Origin of the sequence: Citrobacter sp. KTE151 (genome assembly GCF_000398845.1) — a bacterium.
GTDB classification, from domain to species: Bacteria; Pseudomonadota; Gammaproteobacteria; order Enterobacterales; family Enterobacteriaceae; genus Citrobacter; species Citrobacter braakii.
Genome location: NZ_KB976059.1, coordinates 247,118 through 262,644 on the forward strand (window position 1 = coordinate 247,118; position 15,527 = coordinate 262,644).

At 53.1% G+C, this 15,527-nt stretch carries 18 protein-coding genes; 14 read left to right on the top strand and 4 right to left on the bottom strand.

Annotated features, from left to right (window positions below; all coding sequences use genetic code 11):
- Positions 1-13: 13 nt before the first annotated feature.
- Positions 14-565: a ribosome biogenesis factor YjgA gene (yjgA, locus tag WC7_RS23035; protein WP_016151465.1), complete on the bottom strand. Its 552-nt coding sequence runs from the start codon at positions 563-565 to the stop codon at positions 14-16.
- A 95-nt stretch (positions 566-660) separates the two neighbouring features.
- Between yjgA and pmbA the strand changes: the two genes are divergently transcribed.
- From pmbA to WC7_RS22970, 14 genes are all read left to right on the top strand, one after another.
- Positions 661-2,013: a metalloprotease PmbA gene (pmbA, locus tag WC7_RS23030; RefSeq protein WP_003830385.1), complete on the top strand. Its 1,353-nt coding sequence runs from the start codon at positions 661-663 to the stop codon at positions 2,011-2,013.
- A gap of 49 nt (positions 2,014-2,062) precedes the next feature.
- A complete protein-coding gene (gene cybC / locus WC7_RS23025; protein ID WP_016151466.1) occupies positions 2,063-2,449 on the top strand; it encodes a cytochrome b562 in 387 nt (128 codons plus the stop codon).
- Between the two features lie 330 nt (positions 2,450-2,779).
- Positions 2,780-3,088, top strand: a complete 309-nt coding sequence (locus WC7_RS23020; protein ID WP_016151467.1) for a PRD domain-containing protein — start codon at positions 2,780-2,782, stop codon at positions 3,086-3,088.
- 10 nt (positions 3,089-3,098) lie between these two features.
- Entirely contained in the window at positions 3,099-3,461 is a 363-nt protein-coding gene (locus WC7_RS23015; RefSeq protein WP_003830384.1) for an SFCGS family glycine-rich protein, read from the top strand.
- Between the two features lie 2 nt (positions 3,462-3,463).
- Positions 3,464-3,763, top strand: a complete 300-nt coding sequence (locus tag WC7_RS23010; protein ID WP_016151468.1) for a DUF4312 family protein — start codon at positions 3,464-3,466, stop codon at positions 3,761-3,763.
- 22 nt (positions 3,764-3,785) lie between these two features.
- Complete coding sequence (locus WC7_RS23005; protein WP_005134210.1) at positions 3,786-4,562, top strand: DUF4311 domain-containing protein; 777 nt, start codon at positions 3,786-3,788, stop codon at positions 4,560-4,562.
- Between the two features lie 11 nt (positions 4,563-4,573).
- Complete coding sequence (locus WC7_RS23000; RefSeq protein WP_003830379.1) at positions 4,574-5,218, top strand: DUF4310 family protein; 645 nt, start codon at positions 4,574-4,576, stop codon at positions 5,216-5,218.
- A 58-nt stretch (positions 5,219-5,276) separates the two neighbouring features.
- The gene (locus tag WC7_RS22995; protein ID WP_016151469.1) at positions 5,277-6,410 is read left to right on the top strand and encodes an amidohydrolase/deacetylase family metallohydrolase; all 1,134 of its coding nucleotides are present in this window, start codon (positions 5,277-5,279) and stop codon (positions 6,408-6,410) included.
- A complete protein-coding gene (locus WC7_RS22990) occupies positions 6,394-7,512 on the top strand; it encodes a DgaE family pyridoxal phosphate-dependent ammonia lyase (RefSeq protein ID WP_016151470.1) in 1,119 nt (372 codons plus the stop codon). The genes WC7_RS22995 and WC7_RS22990 overlap by 17 nt, the downstream gene beginning before the upstream one ends.
- Positions 7,509-8,249, top strand: a complete 741-nt coding sequence (locus WC7_RS22985; protein ID WP_016151471.1) for a 2-dehydro-3-deoxy-phosphogluconate aldolase — start codon at positions 7,509-7,511, stop codon at positions 8,247-8,249. Before WC7_RS22990 ends, WC7_RS22985 begins: the two co-directional genes overlap by 4 nt.
- Positions 8,250-8,270: 21 nt before the next feature.
- Positions 8,271-10,184, top strand: coding sequence for a BglG family transcription antiterminator (locus WC7_RS22980; RefSeq protein ID WP_016151472.1), 1,914 nt, complete (start codon positions 8,271-8,273; stop codon positions 10,182-10,184).
- Between the two features lie 364 nt (positions 10,185-10,548).
- Entirely contained in the window at positions 10,549-11,031 is a 483-nt protein-coding gene (locus WC7_RS22975) for an Hcp family type VI secretion system effector (protein ID WP_016151473.1), read from the top strand.
- Positions 11,028-11,513, top strand: coding sequence for a DUF2778 domain-containing protein (locus WC7_RS24995; RefSeq protein WP_016151474.1), 486 nt, complete (start codon positions 11,028-11,030; stop codon positions 11,511-11,513). Before WC7_RS22975 ends, WC7_RS24995 begins: the two co-directional genes overlap by 4 nt.
- Positions 11,513-11,767: a hypothetical protein gene (locus WC7_RS22970; protein WP_016151475.1), complete on the top strand. Its 255-nt coding sequence runs from the start codon at positions 11,513-11,515 to the stop codon at positions 11,765-11,767. The genes WC7_RS24995 and WC7_RS22970 overlap by 1 nt, the downstream gene beginning before the upstream one ends.
- An 18-nt stretch (positions 11,768-11,785) precedes the next feature.
- On the opposite strand, the gene nrdG is transcribed toward WC7_RS22970, so the two are convergent.
- From nrdG to WC7_RS22955, 3 genes are all read right to left on the bottom strand, one after another.
- Positions 11,786-12,250 carry an anaerobic ribonucleoside-triphosphate reductase-activating protein gene (nrdG, locus tag WC7_RS22965; RefSeq protein ID WP_016151476.1) on the bottom strand — a complete coding sequence of 155 codons (465 nt, stop codon included), beginning with the start codon at positions 12,248-12,250 and terminating at the stop codon, positions 11,786-11,788.
- Positions 12,251-12,425: 175 nt separating this feature from the next.
- The gene (nrdD, locus tag WC7_RS22960; protein ID WP_016151477.1) at positions 12,426-14,564 is read right to left on the bottom strand and encodes an anaerobic ribonucleoside-triphosphate reductase; all 2,139 of its coding nucleotides are present in this window, start codon (positions 14,562-14,564) and stop codon (positions 12,426-12,428) included.
- 381 nt (positions 14,565-14,945) lie between these two features.
- Complete coding sequence (locus tag WC7_RS22955) at positions 14,946-15,527, bottom strand: fructose PTS transporter subunit IIA (RefSeq protein ID WP_016151478.1); 582 nt, start codon at positions 15,525-15,527, stop codon at positions 14,946-14,948.

Genomic DNA, 15,527 nt, shown 5'->3' on the forward strand with positions numbered 1-15,527 from the left:
GCAGACGAAGAGGTTAGATTTCGTTTTCCGCCAGTTCACGCAGATACTGGAAAATCTGACGTGCTGATTTCGGCGGCTTGTTGCCTTCTTGCTCTTTCTTCGCATTGCGAACCAGAGAACGAAGCTGCTGGCGATCGGCGTTTGGCCACAGGTTCAGCACTTCCGCTACCGCATCATCACCTTCGGCGATCAGGCGATCGCGCAGTTGCTCAAGCTTATGAAACAGTACAACCTGTTGGTTGTGACGGTTTTTCAGCTTGTCCAGCGCCTGACGGATAGGATCAACATCGCGCTGGCGCAACATTTTGCCAATCAGCTGCAGCTGGCGGCGGCGACCTTCCATCTTAATACGCTGGGCCAACTCAATCGCGGCACGTAAATCCGCGTCGAGCGGGATTTTATCCAGCGCGTTTTTCCCCAGTTTTACCAGTTCCACACCCAGGTGTTTTAACTCCTCGGCGTCACGTTTTATTTCACTTTTACTAACCCAGATAATTTCATCGTCTTCGTCTTCGATGTCATCACCGGGAACGTCGTCGAGCCAGTCTTCGGGCTGCTTAGTCATGTCAGGCTCCTTAAAAAAAGAGGCTAATGTTACCAGTTAAGATGCGCACTGAAAAACGGTTCTCTGTTAGACTTCAGAGAAACTCTCTCTACATTATGGCATTTGCGATGAAAGTAATCTCACAAGTTGAAGCGCAGCGTAAGATTCTGGAAGAAGCGGTCTCGACGGCACTGGAATTAGCGTCAGGTAAGTCGGATGGCGCGGAAGTCGCTGTGAGCAAGACCACGGGTATTAGCGTCAGCACCCGTTATGGTGAAGTGGAGAACGTAGAATTCAATAGCGATGGCGCGCTGGGGATTACGGTTTATCACCAAAACCGTAAGGGCAGCGCATCGTCCACCGATTTAAGCCCGCAGGCGATTGCACGTACCGTGCAGGCCGCGCTGGATATTGCACGTTACACCTCACCGGACCCGTGCGCGGGCGTGGCAGATAAAGAACTGCTGGCCTTTGATGCGCCCGATTTGGATCTGTTCCACCCGGCGGAAGTTTCCCCTGACGAAGCTATCGAACTGGCAGCCCGCGCTGAACAGGCGGCGCTACAGGCCGATAAGCGTATCACCAATACCGAAGGCGGCAGTTTTAACAGCCACTACGGCATCAAAGTGTTTGGTAACAGTCACGGGATGCTGCAGGGCTACTGCTCCACGCGTCATTCTCTTTCCAGCTGCGTCATCGCGGAAGAAAATGGCGATATGGAGCGTGATTACGCCTACACCATTGGCCGGGCGATGGGCGATCTGCAAACGCCGGAATGGGTGGGGGCAGACTGTGCTCGCCGCACCTTATCTCGCCTCTCTCCGCGTAAACTTTCCACCATGAAAGCGCCGGTGATTTTTGCCAACGAAGTGGCGACTGGGCTGTTCGGACATCTGGTCGGCGCGATTGCCGGTGGTTCGGTGTACCGTAAATCCACCTTCCTGCTCGACTCGCTGGGCAAGCAAATTCTGCCGGAATGGCTGACTATTGAAGAACATCCGCACCTGCTGAAAGGGCTGGCGTCGTCGCCGTTCGATAGCGAAGGCGTACGGACCGAACGCCGTGACATTATTAAAGACGGCGTGCTGACCCAATGGCTGCTGACCAACTATTCCGCACGTAAGCTGGGACTGAAGAGCACCGGTCATGCGGGCGGGATCCACAACTGGCGAATTCCGGGACAGGGTCTAAGCTTCGAGCAGTTGCTCAAAGAGATGGGCACAGGTCTTGTGGTTACCGAGCTGATGGGGCAGGGCGTAAGCGGCATTACCGGCGATTACTCGCGCGGCGCGGCGGGTTTTTGGGTCGAAAACGGCGAAATTCAGTATCCGGTGAGTGAAATTACCATCGCCGGGAACTTAAAAGAGATGTGGCGCAATATTGTGACCGTAGGCAACGATATTGAAACGCGCAGTAATATTCAGTGTGGTTCGGTATTGTTACCGGAGATGAAAATCGCCGGGCAATGATACTCGTTAAGGCGTTAATTTTTTTTAATAATAAAAAAGGAAGTGAGCAATGCGTAAACACCTGTTAGCGATCGTCGCGGCTTCAACGCTGGTTCTTGGTTCTTCTGCGTTTGCAGCCGATCTCGAAGATGACATGGGGATCCTCAACGACAACCTGAAGATCGTCGAAAAAACGGACAATGTGACTGAACTGAAAGACGCGTTGACCAAAATGCGTGCAGCCGCGCTGGATGCTCAAAAGGGAACGCCACCGAAGCTGGAGAGCAAATCCCCGGACAGTGCGGAGATGAAAGATTTCCGCCACGGCTTTGACACGCTGATCGGTCAGATTGACGGCGCGCTTAAACTGGCGAACGAAGGTAAAGTCAAAGAGGCGAAAGCCGTTGCGGAAGACCTGAAAAAAACGCGCAACGAAAACCACAAGAAGTTCCGCTAATCTACTCTATCCGGCCTGCATAACCGTAGGCCGGATAAGACGCTGCGCCCCTGCATCCCATAAGTAAACGCTATCCCCATCACATTTTTTCATTTTTATCGTCCATTCATTGTTCGCATTTCCTTCCATTTTGCTGCTCACTCTTGCGATATCAATCACATTCTTCCAGTGATTAATCGTGATCCCGGCCCTTTTTGCGGCACAGATCACTATCGCTGCGCCCCTTTCCACTTCGAAGTGGAAAACAACTCGCTACAAACTTTTAACCCCCACCGCTAAGTTAACCTCAGAGCCACTAGTGGGGTAAGACGAGTGAATAACGGAGCTGTAATGAATGACATGGGGGAATCGGTGGAACTGGCCGACCGCATGCTGGCGCAGGTGTATGCCTTGCTGCGTGAACGCCACATTATTCCCAACGCTGTACAGGAACAGATGCTGACGTCGCATGTTCGCGCCATGGCGCACCGCTCGGTAACGGGTGAACCCTTACCAGAAGTCGATGCCAGCTTGTTTGATGAAATTTCTGCCGAATCAATGGCGCTTGCCCGCGACGTGGTCGCTGAGTTTGGCAATCTTCCTGAGGAAGAGGCCTGGCTGCTGTCGGTGCACTTCGAAGTCGCGAAAGACAACCTTTAAGGAGCAAAAGATGGAACAGATTACCGTAGTGATTGGCGATCGTCTGGGTAAAGGCCAGAAAGTGGCGGCAGGCGTTGAGAAAGCGGGCGGCCGTGCGGTTGTGGTGCCGGGCGTTGCGGCAGATATGAAGCTGGGTGACGTGATGAAAGCGGAAAACGCCACCTTTGGTATCTCGTTTTGCGGCAGTGGCGGCGCGGGTGCGATTACCGCACAGACCAAATACGGCTACAAGGCGAAATACGGCATGCGCTCGGTTGATGAAGGGGTCACGGCCATCAACGAAGGTTGCAACGTGCTGGGGTTCGGTTTTATGGACAAAGAAGAACTCGGTGAGCGCCTGGTACAGGCGTGGCAAAAGAAACACGGCGCTTAAGCATGAAAGAACAATTCACCACCACGGTGAGAGTCACTGGCAAGGGCGAGGCCAAAGCGCGCGCCTTTGCCGATGCCCTGAACCACGTTCAGGCTGCGGTGATGAAAGCGTCGCCGCATATCTTACTGCGTATTGAGCCACAGGATGTGCAGGTTGTTCAAGCGCGTGAATCGGTGCGCAAAGAGGCATTTTTATTCCTCTTTTTGCGCCGGGAAAGACGCACCTTCAGCGTGGAGCTGGACGTGACCGTCAACGTGACTGCCATCAATCTCGACAAGGTGGATTTCGTTACGCAACGCTGATTCTTTATTAAAAGGCATAATTATGTTCCTGATAATATTAATAAAATCGCTCATCATCGGCGGCCTGGTTGGCGTCGGTGTCGGCGCTGGGGCTGCACGCATGTTTCATGCGCCTACCACTCAAGGGATGGGCGCGTTTCGTACTCTGGGAGAACTGAATTCCTGCGAAGGGGATCCGGCTTCTCACTTCTCGTTCGGCCTGGGCTTCTTCTTTAACGCCTGGGCTTCCTCTGTTGCGGCGGGGGCGTTCACTCAGGACGTCGACCATCGCATCATCCCCAACTGGGGCGCTGCTGCGCTGATGGTTAAAAACCGCAACGTCGGTGAAACGCTGCACGATCCCAAGCGCATGGCGATTGCCTGCGGCGTTATCGGGATGATCGTCGTGACCTTCCTGAACCTCACGGCGTCATCCGTACCGGAAGCGTTGCAGGTGACAGCCGTCAAGGTGCTGGTGCCTGCGGCTAACCTGCTGGTTAACACCGTGATGCCAGTGATCTTCTGGCTGGCGGCGATCGATGCCGGTAAAAAATCAGGCTTCTGGGCCACCGTCTTTGGCGGTGCGGCGCAGCTGATTATGGGCAACGCCGTCCCGGGTCTGGTCCTTGGCATTCTGATCGGTAAAGGCGTGGAAGAGAGCGGCTGGAACCACGTCACTAAAGTGATGATGGTGGCTATCGTCGCGCTGTTTGTCCTGAGCGGCTTCTTCCGCGGCTTCGACATGAAGATGATCGAATCCTTCCATCTGACCGTGCCTAACTGGCTCGAACTGATCCACAACTCGCTCAGCGGCAAATAACGGAGGCCATCATGGAACAGAATAAAGGTTTTTGGTTCGCTGACTGGTCGTTCCCGATCTTCGTTGGCCTGCTCTCCTCTGGCGTATTTGCCGGAACGCACATGTACTACCTGTACGGTATTGGCGCATTTAACGAAGTCGCTTTTGTGGCGATGCTGAAGGCGGGAATGGACACCGGCTCCTACGGGGCGGTGGCGGCATTTGGTGCAAGCTTCCTGTTTGCCCGCATCATTGAAGGTTCGCTGGTGGGGATTCTGGATATTGGCGGGGCGATTCAGACCGGGGTCGGGTTAGGTGTTCCGGCGCTGCTGTTGGGCGCAGGTATTATCTTCCCGGTTGCCAACTTCGCAGCGTCGCTGGTCACCGGTCTGGTGATTGGTCTGGCGATTGGCTACATCATTATTCTGGCGCGTAAGTTCACCATCAATCAGAGCGACTCGACCTACGGTGCGGATGTCATGATGGGGGCCGGTAACGCCTCCGGCCGCTTCCTCGGACCATTGATTATCCTCAGCGCGATGACGGCGTCTATCCCTATCGGCATCGGTTCACTGGCGGGCGCGCTGCTGTTTTACCTGTGGCAGAAACCGATTACCGGCGGGGCGATCCTTGGGGCGATGATCCTCGGGTCCATCTTCCCGATTGCCATTAGCTAACTGTTGATTTGTAGGCCGGATGAGGCAGTTGCGCCGCCATCCGGCAAAGGAGAGAGCGATGTTTGATTTACTCCTGCGCCGTGCGCGCCTCGTTGACGATACGGTGAGCGATATTGCGCTCAAAGACGGCAAAATTGCGGCGTTGGGCGACGTTGATGGCCCGGCGCTGAAAACCATCGAACTGGGCGGCGAGTACTACGTCAGCGCAGGTTGGATTGATTCCCACGTTCACTGCTATCCGAAATCCCCGATTTATCACGACCAGCCGGACAGCGTCGGTATAGCTACCGGCGTTACCACGGTGGTGGATGCGGGTAGTACCGGGGCGGATGATATCGATGATTTTTATACCCTGACCCGGGAAGCGGCCACCGAAGTGTATGCGCTGCTGAATATCTCCCGCGTTGGGCTTATCGCGCAGAACGAGCTGGCTAATATGGCCAACATTGATGCCGATGCGGTGCGACAGGCGGTGAAGCGCCATCCTGATTTTATCGTCGGCCTGAAGGCGCGCATGAGCAGCAGCGTGGTCGGTGAAAACGGCATTACGCCGCTGGAGCGCGCCAAAGCGATGCAAGCGCAGAACGGTGACCTGCCGCTGATGGTGCACATCGGCAACAATCCGCCGGATCTGGATGAGATCGCCGAACGCCTGACCGCGGGCGACATCATTACCCACTGCTACAACGGTAAGCCGAACCGCATTCTGACGCCGCAAGGCGAGCTGCGGGCGTCAGTGACGCGGGCGATTTCACGCGGTGTGCGTCTGGACGTTGGGCATGGCACCGCCAGCCTGAGCTTTGCGGTGGCAAAACGCGCTATCGGTCTGGGGATTTTGCCGCACACCATCAGCTCCGATATTTATTGTCGCAACCGTATCAGCGGCCCGGTGTATTCCCTGGCGAATGTGATGTCGAAATTTCTCGCCATTGGGATGTCGCTACCGCAGGTCATTGAGTGCGTTACTGCCAATGCCGCCGATGGTCTGCGCCTGAAACAGAAAGGGCGACTGCAGGTTGGTCTGGATGCCGATTTAACCCTCTTTACGCTTAAGCGCCAGCCAACCGTGCTGGTAGATGCAGAAAACGACAGCCTGCAGGCTGAACAACTGCTGGTGCCGCTTGCCGCAATACGTGCGGGCAAGGGCTATATGACCGAACAAGGGAGCGCGGAACATGCCTTCGATTTTTGAGAAATACAATTTAAAACAGGTGATTAACACCTCAGGCCGCATGACGGCGCTCGGCGTTTCTACGCCACGACCAGAAGTGGTTCAGGCCGCAATGGCGGGGATGAATCAATATTTTGAGATGAAAGACCTGGTCAATAAGACCGGTGACTACATTGCGAAATTGCTGGAGGTGGAAGGGGCAACCGTCGTCTCCTGCGCTTCGGCCGGAATCGCCCTGTCAGTGGCTGGAGTGCTGGTTAAGGACAGCGACTGGCTGCTGGAGAACCTGCACGTCGCGTCGATCGAGAACAACGAAATCGTGCTGCCCAGAGGCCACAACGTCAACTTTGGCGCTCCGGTTGGCACCATGGTGGCGCTCGGCGGCGGCAAGCTCGTGGAAGCGGGTTATGCCAACGAATGTTCCGCCGCTCAGCTGGCGGCGGCCATTACGCCACGCACGGCGGCCATTCTGTATATCAAATCTCACCACTGCGTCCAGAAAAGTATGCTCAGCGTGGAACAGGCTGCGGTGGTGGCGCGTACGCATAATCTGCCGCTAATCGTGGATGCGGCAGCGGAAGAGGATTTGCAGTGCTACTACCGGGTTGGTGCGGATCTGGTGATTTATAGCGGTGCGAAGGCGATTGAAGGGCCAACCAGCGGCCTGGTGATTGGCAAAACCCAATACGTTGAGTGGGTGAAGCGCCAGACCGCGGGGATTGGCCGGGCGATGAAGGTGGGTAAAGAGGGGATTCTTGGCCTGACCTGCGCCATCGAACTGTATCTGAACGCGCAGAAAGAGAGCGGCGCGGAGATGGTCGAGAAAATGACGCCGTTCATTAATGCGTTAAACCAGCTTCACGGCGTAAGTGCCCGCGTGGTGTGGGACAGCGCAGGGCGCGACATTGCGCGCACGGAAATTAAGTTTGACGAAGCGGCAACCGGCATCGCCACAGGTGAACTGGTCGACGCGCTCAAGCAGGGAGAGTACGCGATTTACTTCCGTGGTTACAAAGCTAACGAAGGCATTATCGAAGCCGATGTGCGCAGCGTGGATCGCGCGCAACTGGAGATTGTGGCCCGTCGAATTGGTGAAGTGATTTCTCAGGAGAAAAAAGCATGAAACTGACCCCTAACTTTTATCGCGACCGCGTCTGCCTGAACGTGCTGGCGGGCTCCAAAGAAAATGCCCGGGATATTTACGCGGCGGCGGAAGGACACGTGCTGGTCGGTGTGTTGTCAAAAAATTACCCGGATGTCGCAAGCGCGGTCGCGGATATGCGTGAATACGCAGCGCTTATCGACAATGCCCTCTCCGTGGGGCTAGGGGCGGGCGATCCAAACCAGTCGGCGATGGTCAGTGAAATCTCCCGTCAGGTGCAGCCACAGCATGTTAATCAGGTCTTTACCGGCGTGGCGACCAGCCGCGCGCTGCTGGGTCAGCAGGAGACGGTGGTCAACGGTCTGGTCTCGCCAACTGGCACACCGGGCAGGGTGAAAATCTCCACCGGTCCGCTGAGCAGCCAGACGCCGGACGGCATTGTGCCGGTAGAAACCGCGATTGCGTTGCTCAAAGACATGGGGGGGAGCTCGATTAAATACTTCCCAATGGGCGGCCTGAAGTGCCGTGAGGAATACATTGCAGTTGCCCAGGCCTGCGCCCGCCATGACTTCTGGCTGGAGCCAACTGGCGGTATCGATCTGGATAATTTCACTGAAATTTTGCAGATCGCCCTGGATGCCGGAGTGAGCAAAATCATTCCTCACATCTATAGTTCGATTATTGATAAGGTGAGTGGTAACACCCGACCGGACGACGTGCGCCAGCTGATGGCGATGACCCGGGCCTGCGTAGGCTAACTGACTGATGAGGAAACTGACGTGCGATTCCCCAACCAACGTTTAGCGCAGCTGTTTGGCATGCTGCAAAACGAAGCGCTTCCACAGGACGAGCTGGCGCAGCGGTTGTCGGTTTCCACACGCACCGTACGGGCGGATATCACTGCGCTAAACGCGCTGCTCACTCAGTACGGCGCGCAGTTTGTCCTCAGCCGGGGTAACGGTTATCAACTCAAAATTGACGACCCGGCACGTTATCATTCCCTGCAAACGCAGCGACCAGACGCGTTGCTGCGCATCCCTCGCACCAGCCAGGAGCGGGTGCACTGGCTGGTGGTTCGTTTTCTGACGTCGGCCTTTTCGCTGAAGCTGGAGGATTTGGCTGATGAATGGTTTATCAGCCGCGCGACGCTGCAAAACGATATGGCTGAGGTGCGCGAGCATCTGCAACGTTATCATCTGACGCTGGAAACGCGCCCCCGTCACGGTATGAAGCTGTTTGGCAGCGAGATGGCGATCCGCGCCTGTTTGACCGATCTGCTATGGACGCTGGCACAGCAGGATCCACAGCACCCGCTAGTGACGCAAGAGGCACTAAATGCCGGGATCCCTGAACAGCTACAACCTGTTTTGCAGGATATTTTTGCCCGTTTTCACATTCGCCTGACCGATGAGGGTGAGCTGTTTTTGCGGTTGTACTGCGCGGTGGCGGTACGGCGGATTAGCGAAGGGTATCCCCTCCCGGAGTTTGCCGCAGAAGAAGCCGAGCAATCGGTGTGCCTGGCCACGCGGGAAATCGCAGCGGTATTGCACCGACTGGCGGATAAACCGCTTACCGTTTCCGAAGAGAACTGGCTGCAGGTGCATATCGCCGCCCGCCAGGTACAAGAGATCGCCCCCAGCGCCATCAATGCGGATGATGACGAAGCGCTGGTCAATTACATCCTGCGGTTTATCAACAGCCAGTACAACTACAACCTGTTGAATGACAAACAGTTACATGCTGACCTGCTGACGCATATTAAGACGATGATCACCCGGGTGCGTTACCAGATAATGATCCCCAATCCGCTACTGGAAAATATTAAACAGCACTACCCGATGGCGTGGGACATGACGCTGGCCGCCGTCTCGGGATGGGGAAAATATACGCCGTACACCATCAGTGAAAATGAGATTGGTTTCCTTGTGCTGCATATTGGCGTCGGGCTGGAGCGTAGTTACAACATCGGTTACCAGAGGCAGCCGAAAGTTCTGCTGGTATGCGATGCCGGAAATGCGATGGTGCGGATGATTGAGGCGGTGCTGGCGCGTAAGTATCCGCAGATAGAAATCGTCGATACCGTGACGTTACGCGACTACGAACAGCGGGAAAGCATCAGCGAAGATTTCGTCATCTCTACCGCGCGGATTGGTGAAAAAGATAAGCCTGTGGTGATGATTGCACCGTTCCCTACCGATTATCAACTGGAGCAAATTGGCAAACTGGTGCTGGTCGACAGAACCCGTCCGTGGATGTTGAACAAATTCTTCGATGCCGCCCATTTTCGAGTGATCGACGAGCCTATGGATCAACAAACGTTGTTCAACGTTTTATGTCGCCAGTTGCAGGATGAAGGCTTTGTCGATGCGGAGTTTCTTGATTCGGTGGTTGAACGTGAGGCCATCGTCAGCACCATGCTGGGTGACAGCATTGCCCTGCCGCACGCCCTCGGTCTGCTGGCAAAGAAAACGGTGGTCTACACCATCCTCGCCCCACAGGGTATCGCCTGGGGGGATGAAACGGCGCATGTGATCTTCCTGCTCGCCATCAGCAAAAGCGAATACGAAGAAGCGATGGCGATCTACGATATTTTCGTCACCTTCCTGCGCGAGCGGGCGATGACGCGACTCTGCGCATGCCGGAATTTCAGCGAGTTCAAAACGGTTGCAATGGAGTGTGTGAGCCGTTTTTGAGAGGCGTTTTTCAGAAATGAAAGTAATGCCACTGTAATGCATTACACGTCTTTTTTCTCTGGAGGCATAATGGCCACGCTTAACGTCCGTCTGGTTGAGCTATGAGCTGGTTTTTGATCCTCGAGCGTTAAAAGAGTTCAGTTTGGATATGGAAAAATATTGTATGGAAAGCCTGTTTTCGAACTGATTCCACTTTCGCCGTTGGGTGAGCCTTCGCACTATAAGGGGTTTGGCGGGATAAGATAGCCTGAATGCGATACCAGAAGAGTAATAACCCTCCAATAATAAAAAATAATCTGATAACATCACTATATTATTAACAGAGTTATTTATATGGATTATATAAAATGGAGATTTATTAGTTATGGCTATTCCTGCTTACCTTTGGCTAAAAGATGATGGTGGTGCTGATTTAAAAGGTAGTGTTGATGTTCATAATCGTGAGGGGAGTATCGAAGTTATAGGTTTTGGTCATGGTCTTTTCCTTCCAACAGACAACAACACGGGAAAGATAACCGGAACAAGAATTCATTCTGCTATAACCTTTGAAAAAGAGTTCGATTATTCAAGTCCATACCTTTATAAAGCAGTAGCAACAGGCCAGACGCTGAAATCAGCAGAATTTAAATGGTATAAAATTAATGATGCAGGCCAGGAGGTTGAATATTTTAATATGTTTCTTCAGAGTGTGAAAGTTTTTTCTGTTTGCCCTGTGATGCATGACTGTAAAAATCCAGCTATGGAAAAACACAATCATATTGAAGCTGTCTCTTTACGTTATGAGAAAATAACGTGGAAGCATTGTGACGGGAATATTATTTTTTCTGATTCATGGAATGATAGATGATCAGATGTACGTTCTATTTAAACGGTGGTAGCCTTTCAACGCTAAGTTGTCCGGGCGTGGGTTTTTTCCCCGCTTATTCAGGAAACTCGGGGCTACATCGTAATAACCCAGATTCGACAAATGTAAAAAATATCGGGCCATTACCGCCTGGGAAATATTATATCGTAAGCCGTCCTCTTGGTGGAATAAGAACAATGGTTTATGACTATTTTTCTTCACAAATAAGCGGTTCAGATCGTGATGTCTGGTTTGCTCTTTTTCGTGAAGATGGGCAGGTCGATGACATCACATTTTTCGAATCAGTTTCACGTGGACAATTCAGGTTACATCCTGCAGGATATGAGGGAGTAAGTAATGGATGTATTACTCTTCCTGGTAAATCACACTACATGCTCTTAAGAGATGCTCTCTTAAGCGAACATAATGCAGTAATGAAGGTGACATCATCATTAACTGCATATGGAACTATACAGGTATATTAATGAAAGCATATCATTTTGTTATTTTCTGGATTGCTCCAATGTTGAGTTGGGCTGCATTTATGTTTTTGTTGTATTTTTGTCTTCCATTCGGTGATTTACTTGAAAAATACAATGAATACCTCGGTGACATAGGTGGTGAGAGTTGGGATAATCGCATCAGTGAAATAGTTATTTTTGGCTCGGCGTTTATAAATTGTATTTTTATCTGGTGTGTGGCTAAATTTATAATATATCATCGGAATAAAAATAGTTAACATTTCTGATGAACCGCGTTACCGCAAATGATGTACAACCTGGTTGCTGCTCCCGCGCCAGATTAGCGCCGGGTCTTTGAGATCCTGCACGTATTTGCCATCGACCAGCACGTTGATGAGATCCACCACCTGCATTTGCGCGGCATCGAGTTCATCGAGCTTGTAGCCGGTCCACACCCAGATGTCTTTTCCCGGACACTCAGCGCGAATGCGCTGCACCAGTTGCAGAATATCCGGCACGTTCTGCGGATGCAGCGGATCGCCGCCGGAGAGCGAGATCCCCTGACGGTGAATACGCGTGTCGTTCAGATCGGCAATGATCTTGTCTTCCATCTCTTTGCTAAACGGCTGGCCGGAATTGAGCCGCCAGGTGCTTTTGTTATAGCAACCGGGGCATTCATGCACGCATCCTGAAACAAACAGGGTACAGCGAGTGCCGGGACCGTTAACGATGTCGACAGGGTAATACTGATGGTAATTCATTTTCGCTTCTCATCCGTTTATCAATTCGCGCCATAGCTGCGTTCGTGCGCCCGAGTCACTTACTTATGTAAGCTCCCCGGGACTTACTCATTTGCTGCCTTGCTATGACGTGAATTGCGTTGCGGAAATAATGGCCCGAAAAGCGTCGCATCGCCGGGCAATAAAATCGTCTAAATTAACCGATCTGCCCGTTCCCTAAATGCTTAACGCGGCGCTTCACTTCTTCCTGCTTACCGGCGTTAAACGGACGTGCGTCCGGGCTGCCTAAATAACCGCAGACGCGGCGGGTGACCGATACGCGGGCGGCGTCGTGGTTACCACATTTCGGGCAGGTAAAGCCTTTGCTGGTGCACTCAAATTCACCGGTAAAGCCGCACTCGTAGCATTCATCGATTGGCGTGTTGGTCCCGTAATAGGGCACGTGCTGATAGCTGTAATCCCAGACGTCTTCCAGCGCTTTCAGGTTGTGCTGAATATTCGGGTATTCGCCGTAGCAAATGAAGCCCCCGCTTGCCAGCGGCGGGTACGGCGCTTCGAAATCGATCTTGTCGTACGGGTTAACCTTCTTCTCCACGTCGAGGTGGAAGCTGTTGGTGTAGTAGCCTTTGTCGGTCACGCCCGGGACCACGCCAAATTCGGCGGTATCCAGACGGCAGAAACGGTCGCACAGGTTTTCACTTGGCGTGCTGTACAGGCTAAAGCCGTAGCCAGTTTCGTCTTTCCACTGATCGACCGCTTGGCGCAGGCGTTCCACAATGGCGATACCTTTGGCGCGAAGCTGCTCACTGTCATACACATGCTTGTCGCCAAACAGCGCATTGATGGTTTCGTGAATACCGATGTAGCCCAGAGAGATGGATGCGCGACCATTTTTAAAGATTTCTGACACGTCATCGTCCGCTTTCAGACGCACGCCGCAGGCCCCTTCCATATACAGAATGGGCGCCACGCGGGCCTTCACGCCTTCCAGGCGCGCAATGCGGGTCATCAGCGCTTTACGCGCCAGCACCAGACGATCGTCGAGCAGTTTCCAGAAGGTGGCTTCATCGCCATGCGCTTCCAGCGCGATACGCGGCAGGTTAAGGCTGATAACGCCGAGGTTGTTACGCCCGTCGTGAATCTGTTCGCCGTTCTCGTTTTCCCACACGCCGAGGAAGCTGCGACAGCCCATTGGCGTTTTGAACGAGCCGGTCACTTTGACCACCTGATCGTAGTTCAGGATGTCCGGATACATACGCTTGCTCGCGCACTCCAGTGCCAGCTGCTTGATGTCGTAGTTCGGATCGCCAAACTTGTGGTTCAGACCGTCACGAATCGCGAACACCAGTTTCGGGAACACTGCGGTTTTACGATTTTTACCCAAGCCGGCAATACGGTTACGCAGAATGGACTGCTGGATCAAACGCGATTCCCAGCTGGTTCCCAGGCCAAAACCAAAGGTCACGAACGGCGTCTGACCGTTGGCGGTATGCAGGGTGTTCACTTCATACTCGAGAGACTGGAATGCGTCGTAGCACTCTTTCTCGGTACGGGAATGGGCATAACCGTCGGCGTCCGGGATCTGCCACTCTTCAGCGGTTTTACGATGTTTATTAAAGCTCTCGGTAACGAACGGCGCGAGAACTTCATCAATACGGTTAATGGTGGTGCCGCCATAAATATGGCTGGCAACCTGAGCGATAATTTGCGCGGTGACGGCGGTCGCGGTAGAGATGGATTTTGGCGGTTCAATCTCCGCGTTACCCATCTTAAAGCCCTGCGTCAGCATGCCTTTCAGGTCGATCAGCATGCAGTTAAACATTGGGAAGAACGGAGAGTAGTCGAGATCGTGATAGTGAATATCACCACGCTCGTGCGCCTGGACGACATCACGCGGCAGCAGGTGCTGACGCGCATAGTGTTTGGCAACGATACCGGCCAGCAGGTCGCGCTGGGTTGGGATCACTTTGCTGTCTTTGTTGGCATTTTCATTCAGCAGAGCAGAGTTGGTTTGCTCAACCAGACCACGAATTTCCTGGTTCAGACGGCCACGTTTTTCACGCTGGATATCACGGTCGTGGCGATATTCGATGTACGCACGGGCGAGTTGTTTGTACGGGCCAGACATTAGCTGGTTTTCTACCGCTGTCTGGATCTCGTTGATATCGACCTTGCTGCGCTCATTCATCTGGCTACTAACGACTTCTGCGACGGTGGCACAGTAATCTGCGTCATCGACTCCCGCTGCTTTAGCTGCACGCAGAATGGCTTCTTTGATGCGCTCTGATTTAAACGGCACTTTACAGCCATCTCGTTTCATCACATGCGGTGTCATGATCACTCCATATTTATAAGAACAGGTTATCCACAGAGGTTGGGGAGGCCATCAGGGCTTTATTCATCTCTATTGGCAATGACTTCCCGCAATCCTGACCCACTTTATCCACAATTCCACCGTGAAGCGGTGCACTGTAGTTGTAGCAATTGTAGTCGATTAATACAACATATTGGGTCGGCGTGCATTTTAAGTTCTATATGTAGTGATTTGCATCAAGGATGTTTACGATTTATTTGATGTAGCGCAAAGTAAAAATCGGAGCGTACAGATGACGGGCACTACAGCCGATTGTAAATTGTGGGCAGAAAATTCTGATTAATTATTCAACAAAAACAGAAAGGTATAGCCGGGCAGGCATCAGCTGCCCGGAATACGCTATTACGACAGCGACTGCACCCAGTGGATACCTGCGTTAATGAAGGCAGCTGAGGCGACGAGACCCAGAATGAGCGGTACAAGACGATGACTTTTCACGCGGTTTTCTGGTGTTTCCTCCGCTGGCGTAGCGCCAGGCGAGAGCAGTGCCAGTACCTCTTCGGCAGACGTAGCGTTAAGCATGGCGCTTCGCATCTCATCTTCAACCAGCGACGAGGTAAGCTGGGTTAATAGTTGCATATGCGTGGTGCCTGCTTCCGTGGGCGGGATCGCCAGCAGGAACACTAACCGTACGGTTTCTGGCCCTTCAAGACCGGGCCACAGTATTGGCTCGGGAAAGAGGGCGACGCAGAACGACGCCTGCACGACGGACTCACATTTTCCATGAGGGACGGCCAGTTCTTCTCCCAGCGCGGTCGGTCCTTCTTTTTCACGGCGCAGAACGCTGTCAATAAAAGCGTCTTTATGGGTAATGAGTCCGCATTCGAACAGTGCCGAAGACATATGCCGGATGATCGCATCGGGAGAAGATTGCGGCGGATCGATAAAAATGAGTTCAGAGCGAGTCAGTGCTGACAGTTCCAT

Bases quoted from the DNA above. Each gene is read 5' to 3' on its own strand.
- WC7_RS22990 (WP_016151470.1), top strand. From the start codon at position 6,394: ATGCCTTCGATTTTTGAGAAATACAATTTAAAACAGGTGATTAACACC.
- nrdG (WP_016151476.1), bottom strand. From the start codon at position 12,250: ATGAATTACCATCAGTATTACCCTGTCGACATCGTTAACGGTCCCGGC.
- WC7_RS22975 (WP_016151473.1), top strand. From the start codon at position 10,549: ATGGCTATTCCTGCTTACCTTTGGCTAAAAGATGATGGTGGTGCTGAT.
- yjgA (WP_016151465.1), bottom strand. From the start codon at position 565: ATGACTAAGCAGCCCGAAGACTGGCTCGACGACGTTCCCGGTGATGAC.
- WC7_RS22995 (WP_016151469.1), top strand. From the start codon at position 5,277: ATGTTTGATTTACTCCTGCGCCGTGCGCGCCTCGTTGACGATACGGTG.
- WC7_RS22985 (WP_016151471.1), top strand. From the start codon at position 7,509: ATGAAACTGACCCCTAACTTTTATCGCGACCGCGTCTGCCTGAACGTG.
- WC7_RS23005 (WP_005134210.1), top strand. From the start codon at position 3,786: ATGTTCCTGATAATATTAATAAAATCGCTCATCATCGGCGGCCTGGTT.
- nrdD (WP_016151477.1), bottom strand. From the start codon at position 14,564: ATGACACCGCATGTGATGAAACGAGATGGCTGTAAAGTGCCGTTTAAA.
- WC7_RS23015 (WP_003830384.1), top strand. From the start codon at position 3,099: ATGGAACAGATTACCGTAGTGATTGGCGATCGTCTGGGTAAAGGCCAG.
- WC7_RS23000 (WP_003830379.1), top strand. From the start codon at position 4,574: ATGGAACAGAATAAAGGTTTTTGGTTCGCTGACTGGTCGTTCCCGATC.
- WC7_RS24995 (WP_016151474.1), top strand. From the start codon at position 11,028: ATGATCAGATGTACGTTCTATTTAAACGGTGGTAGCCTTTCAACGCTA.
- pmbA (WP_003830385.1), top strand. From the start codon at position 661: ATGGCATTTGCGATGAAAGTAATCTCACAAGTTGAAGCGCAGCGTAAG.
- WC7_RS22970 (WP_016151475.1), top strand. From the start codon at position 11,513: ATGAAAGCATATCATTTTGTTATTTTCTGGATTGCTCCAATGTTGAGT.
- WC7_RS23020 (WP_016151467.1), top strand. From the start codon at position 2,780: ATGAATGACATGGGGGAATCGGTGGAACTGGCCGACCGCATGCTGGCG.
- WC7_RS23010 (WP_016151468.1), top strand. From the start codon at position 3,464: ATGAAAGAACAATTCACCACCACGGTGAGAGTCACTGGCAAGGGCGAG.
- cybC (WP_016151466.1), top strand. From the start codon at position 2,063: ATGCGTAAACACCTGTTAGCGATCGTCGCGGCTTCAACGCTGGTTCTT.
- WC7_RS22955 (WP_016151478.1), bottom strand. From the start codon at position 15,527: ATGGAACTGTCAGCACTGACTCGCTCTGAACTCATTTTTATCGATCCG.